This is a genomic window from Acidobacteriota bacterium (assembly GCA_003225175.1).
In the GTDB taxonomy this organism is placed as follows: domain Bacteria; phylum Acidobacteriota; class Terriglobia; order Terriglobales; family Acidobacteriaceae; genus Gp1-AA112.
This window is the reverse complement of record QIBA01000029.1, coordinates 126334-131803: the sequence shown is the minus strand read 5'-3', so window position 1 is coordinate 131803 and position 5470 is coordinate 126334. Positions and strand designations below refer to the sequence as shown.

General features: G+C 54.8%; 4 protein-coding genes. 1 reads left to right on the top strand and 3 read right to left on the bottom strand.

The window, feature by feature from the left end; genetic code table 11:
• Window positions 1-301 precede the first annotated feature (301 nt).
• Window positions 302-1267 (bottom strand): hypothetical protein, encoded by a 966-nt coding sequence (locus DMG62_02300; GenBank protein PYY24711.1) that lies wholly within the window; start codon window positions 1265-1267, stop codon window positions 302-304.
• A gap of 167 nt (window positions 1268-1434) precedes the next feature.
• On the opposite strand from DMG62_02300, the gene DMG62_02295 reads away from it, so the two are divergent.
• Entirely contained in the window at window positions 1435-1992 is a 558-nt protein-coding gene (locus DMG62_02295; protein ID PYY24710.1) for a hypothetical protein, read from the top strand.
• A gap of 585 nt (window positions 1993-2577) precedes the next feature.
• Here DMG62_02295 and DMG62_02290 read toward each other — a convergent pair.
• Both DMG62_02290 and hpnJ read right to left on the bottom strand, forming a co-directional pair.
• The gene (locus DMG62_02290) at window positions 2578-3672 is read right to left on the bottom strand and encodes a mandelate racemase (protein PYY24709.1); all 1095 of its coding nucleotides are present in this window, start codon (window positions 3670-3672) and stop codon (window positions 2578-2580) included.
• Between the two features lie 231 nt (window positions 3673-3903).
• Entirely contained in the window at window positions 3904-5412 is a 1509-nt protein-coding gene (gene hpnJ / locus DMG62_02285; protein ID PYY24708.1) for a hopanoid biosynthesis associated radical SAM protein HpnJ, read from the bottom strand.
• Window positions 5413-5470: the final 58 nt, after the last annotated feature.

Genomic DNA, 5470 nt, shown 5'->3' with positions numbered 1-5470 from the left:
TCTTCCGCGATTTTCGGGAGGGTGCGCATGTGATAAATTTTGGCCGCGTTTCCTGCCTTTACTAAAGCCTACCCAAAATGGAACTCAGGCCAGGCCTGAAATCGACAGGTCTTCCTGCCCCAGGCGCGCTGACGATGGCTGACATGAGTTGAAGTAGTTGTCCTCGGGAGAACGGATGGCGCAGCCGCTCAGAGCGACCATTGAGGCTCTGGCCAAGACGAAGCTGAAAGATCATCGGAAACGGACGATCGGTTGAACGGGATCGTTTGATGGCGATCAATTGATCATGTGAACGAAGATACTATTGGGAGAACGCATACAGCTTCGCTGCGTAGATCTCGCAATCGAACTTGAAGTCCACCTTTTTGCAGATTGGGAAATAGATTGTCTTGCCGTCCTTTCCCCATTGTGGGGCGGTCGCACGGCCTTCGCTGTTTGCCACTTTGCGCACATCGCTTCCATCGGGGTTCATGATGTAGATTTCATAATTCCGGTTGCGGTTCGATGCAAATGCGATTTTTGTTCCGTCGGGTGACCATGAAGGCCAGCCGTCAAAGGCCGGATTATTGGTGAGGTTCCGCGCATCCGAGCCGTCTTTGTTCGCAATAAATACCTCTGAGTTGGTCTCCCCCAGCATCCTGCGGAAAGCCAACCGCCGGCCATCGGGGGACCAGGCCGGATATGTGTTGACTCCACCGGTGATCAGTTTTACCGTCTGCCGGCTTGCGATATCCACCGCGTAGATGTCGGAATCGTTTTTCTTGGGAGGCTTCAGGTCATCGTCCGTGCAATACGCCACTTGCTTGCTGTCCGGAGACCAGTTGGGATGGATGGTTCGCAGCTCTTTTGGGGCCAGCGGCTCCACGCCCGAGCCGTCGGAGTTCATCAGATGAATCTGCTCGAGGCTGCCTTTGATGAGCACGAACGCGATCTTCTTCCCGTCGGGCGACCACGCAGGATCCTCGTGGTCTGAATCGTCGTGCGTTAGCTGCGCCGGCTCCGAACCATCAAGATTCATCGCAAATAACTGTTCCTTCCCGGCAACGACAGAGATGTAAACCATCCTCTTGCCGTCGGGTGACAAGGAGGGATCCATGGTCTCGGAATGCGTAAGCTGGTAAGCCAGGGTTAGTGGAGGGTTTTGCGAGGACAATTCCGCCAGAGAGAGAACTGCAAACACGCCTAAGACTGCACACCTCGCAAGGACTCTAAGGCGCATGATTGATCTCTCCGGCAGGATTGTAGCCAACCACCGCTGCCCAATCATGCGGGTAGGGACGTGTTGCAGCTTTTGAAACTTAAACTGCGGGCTTTCAGGTGGAGGTGAGAATTTTTTCTACGGCAGAAATTCGGACCGGTGATGCATGGGCTGGGTGGCGCACCTTAAATTATGTCCTTTAGAGTGGCTGCCACAATGGAAACCCGGTGACACGTATGGCTCTCGTCGTTTTCCTTCGAGGTATCAACGTTGGCGGCCACAGGAGAGTTCGCCCGAGCGTCCTCGCAAGAGAACTGAGCGATTACGATGTGCTCAATATCGGCGCTGCCGGAACGTTTATCGTCCGAAAGCCTGGCCCGCGCGCAAAGTTCCGTAGCGAACTACTCCGGAAGCTGCCATTCGACGCTAACGTTGTGCTCTGCGACAGCCGCGATCTGATCCGCCTGGAGACGGAAAACCCGTTTGGAACCGAGCCATCATCTCCCGATGTTGTTCGCTTCGTGAGCGTCCTGTCGCGACCCGGAGCTCTCCGCGCTACTCTGCCAGTCACATTTCCTTCCGGCGGGGATTGGTTGGTGCGCGTTATCGCGTCCGAAAAGCAATTCGTGTTCGGAGTGTACCGGCGCAATATGAAGACCATCGGCTACCTTGGCCAGATCGATAAGCTATTCGGGATGCCCACCACGACGCGTAGCTGGAACACAATCCTCGCCATCGTGCGGCTTTTGAAAGATCGGGAGAAAAGGGCCACCGATTCACCCGAAACGACATAACCTCACTGACGAGTGGCTGGGATAAGCAAGAGCAGGGAATAGGCTCCGGGGGCGCGCTCGACTTTCGTTCTGTCGGGAGCGGCCATCGCTCATCACCGAACTTGCCTCAGCACCGAACCTGCCTCAGCACCGAACTTAGTTCGGTGCTACCACGAGTCAAGATTTCGAGTCAACGTGAAATTTCATTTTGGAACTCGCGCGGCTGTGGGAGAGTGCTTGCCGCAACCATCCGACGCTGGCGCGAGCAACGGATGCGAATTTCAGAATTCACTGCTTATTCACTGTTATTCACTGTTCTTTGTGGCGGGGGAAAATCGCGAACTTCCGTAATCCCTTCGCGGGCAGGCGGTTGCGCGGAATCGTCCGTTGCTCGCCATCATTCTTAGAAAAAATTCGCTGTTAAATTCGCTGATAAATTCGCTGTTCCGCGAACACCAGTGAATTCGGCCAGGTTCATGCTGAATCCGTTGCTCTACTGAGTTTTGCATCGTCACTGCACAAGAAGAGGATGACGGCGAGCTGTCGGGCACGGTGAGTCTCCAATCCACTGTGAACAGAGGCGATTGGCTGGGAACTAGGTTTGCATTAGGCAGCAAAGCGTTGCGCATCTTTGCGCTTAAGCTCAATCCCGATTCCGGGGCGGCTCAGGTCAGGGGTTAAGAAACCATCCGCCTGAAAGGCAGCGCCATCGAACAACATCTGCTCGATACGAACATGGTCATGGAAGTACTCGATGTGCCGGAAAGCAGGAAGCGCGCTGCACGGATGTAGATGAATCGAGGGAGACGTATGGGCCGAGAACGGGACATGAAAACTTTCGGAGAGCGCGCCAGCGATCATGAATCCGGTGACGCCTTCACAGCGAGTCGCGTCGGCTTGAAGCACATCCACAGCGCCAGCTTCCAGCATGCGCCGGAAATAGTACTGATCAAAGCCATATTCGCCGGCTGCGATTTCCATTCCTGCTGGAGCGCGCTCGCGAATGAGGCGTAAGCCTTCCAGATCATCTGAAGAAACCGGTTCCTCGAACCAACGAACGTCGTACTTTGCAAACCGTTCGGCCATGGCGAGCGCCTGCTTGCGTGAGTAGGCGCCATTGGCGTCGACGAAGAGCTGCACCTCGCGTCCAATGGCTTCACGGGCAGCGCGGACTCGCTCCACGTCGCGCTCGGGTTGCGATCCGACTTTCATCTTCACCATGCGAATGCCATTGGCGGCCCAATCTCCGAGTTGCCGTTGCAATTGTGGGAGAGGATACGAAGTGAATCCGCCGCTTCCGTATACCTCGACGCACTCTCGACACTTGCCCAAAAGCACGGCCAGTGAAACTCCAAGCAGCCTTGCTTTCACATCCCAGAGCGCATTGTCCACCGCGGAGATCGCCATCGAAGCGATCCCCGGACGTCCGATGTTGCGCACTTGGCGACGCATTGTGTCCCATAGCTGAGTATTCGAAAGTGCATCGCGGCCTTCCAGCAGCTTTGAAAATGACTTCTCAATCAGAGTGGCGGCAGCTTCGCTCGCATAGGTGTACCCAATCCCAGTCTGATCGCCGGCAGTGATCTCGACCAGAACCATGGTCGTGCTGTTCCAGGAAAATGTGCCGTCCGCTTCGGGAGCGTCTGTAGGAATCGTGAAGACCGAAACCCGTGTTTTCTTGATGGGAACGATTGTGCGCATGCGTTCAATTGTGAAGATTCAAAGATCGTGGCTTGAGTTGTGAGCTGCCGTAGAAGGTGCAGTGATGCCACGAAGGAAACCAGTGCGGATTCAGAGAAGTTGCAGACGACGCTTGAGCCTTACTTGACGGAAAACAAGCAGGAAGGCCCGCGCAGTGCACATATCAAAAGTGATTGCGGATTCGGCGGGAGATGGAAAGACTTCTCACCGATTCCAGAGATCTTCAGGCCGTTATTTCGACCCGACTTCGACAACCTCTTCTTGCATCTGCGATTCCGCCAGCAAGGATACTGGCTGCGGGTTTTTGCGGGTCTCTTCCACGTACTTGTTGCGCGCCGCCCTCAGTTTGAGAAAAGATTTAGCCTCTTTATAGAGGCGCTTGCGCTCCGTATTGTTGAAGATCGCCTTTCTTACGATGCGATAGACCTGCTTTGGACGGAAGTAATATTCGTCGTAGAAGCGATGGACCATCTCCATCACATAGTCGCGCGGCAGTCCCGGATACTCGATGTGCGCCATCTGGTGTCCACCGGAGTCCACCATCGATTGATTATTCACGATAAATCCATGCTTCTCCGCCAAATCGTGAAATTCCGTTCCGGGATAGGCGTGCGCGACTGAAACTTGGATAGTCTCGCAATCCAGCGATTTAGCGAAGTTGATGGTGTTGCGGATCGTCTCCTTCGTTTCGCCCGGCAATCCCAAAATGAAATCTCCGTGAATCACGAGGCCAAGCTTGTGGCAATCGCGCGTAAAATCGCGTGCGCGTTCGACAGTTGCACCCTTCTTGATGTTCTTCAAAATCTGAGCATCCCCAGATTCGAAACCGACGATAAGCAGACGGCATCCAGCATCACGCATGGCTTTTAGCGTGTCGTAGCTTGTGGTTACGCGGGAAGTGCAAGACCAGGTCAGCTTCAAAGGCTTGAGCTTCTGGCAGAGCTCGATCGTACGCGGTCCTTGAATGTTGAAGGTGTCGTCGTCAAAGAAAAACTCTCTGACATTTGGCCAGTATTCCTTAGCTTTAGCCATCTCTCGCGCAACGGCATCAGTCGAGCGCTTGCGCCAGGCGTGACCGCTGAGAGTCTGGGGCCACAAGCAGAAGGTGCACTGTGCTGGACAACCGCGCGTGGTGTACAGCGAGACAAACGGATACAACAAGAAAGGAACGTTGTATCGCGTGACGTCTAGATCGCGCTTGTACACATCGGTGACATCCGGCAGCGCATCGAGATCTTCGATCTGTGGACGATCGGGATTGTGCACGACCCGTCCGTTCTTTCGATACGAGATACCGAGAATCTGATCGAGCGGCTTGCCCTGTGCGAACTCCACGACTGAGTAGTCAAACTCTTTGCGGCAAACAAAGTCGATAACCGCGCATTCGTTCAACGCCTTGTCCGGGGAAGTGGTGACTGGCGGTCCAACGAAGGCGATCTTTAATTTAGGATTTGCCGCCTTCATGGCCTCGGCGAGTCTCTGGTCGCCTGTCCAACCGGGGGTGCTGGTGAACAGCACCAGGAACTCGTAGTCTGTGCCGATCTTGATGGTTTCATCGGCGGAGACGTGATGCGGTGGGGCGTCCAGCAGACGCGAGCCTTCCAGCATGCCCGCCGGATAAGCCAGCCAAACCGGATACCAGTACGATTCAATTTCTCGAGTGGCCGGCCAACGCGAACTGGCGCCGCCGTCAAAGTTCTCGAACGAGGGAGGGTTCAGGAACAACGTTCTTAATGGCATGCTTAAGCCTCAACTATAACATCCAGAGAACCCCATTCGCGGCTGAAGCGAAGAAAAT

Excerpts from the sequence above, each read along its gene's own strand:
- DMG62_02290 (PYY24709.1), bottom strand. The coding sequence starts at position 3,672 with ATGCGCACAATCGTTCCCATCAAGAAAACACGGGTTTCGGTCTTCACG.
- DMG62_02295 (PYY24710.1), top strand. The coding sequence starts at position 1,435 with ATGGCTCTCGTCGTTTTCCTTCGAGGTATCAACGTTGGCGGCCACAGG.
- hpnJ (PYY24708.1), bottom strand. The coding sequence starts at position 5,412 with ATGCCATTAAGAACGTTGTTCCTGAACCCTCCCTCGTTCGAGAACTTT.
- DMG62_02300 (PYY24711.1), bottom strand. The coding sequence starts at position 1,267 with ATGATTGGGCAGCGGTGGTTGGCTACAATCCTGCCGGAGAGATCAATC.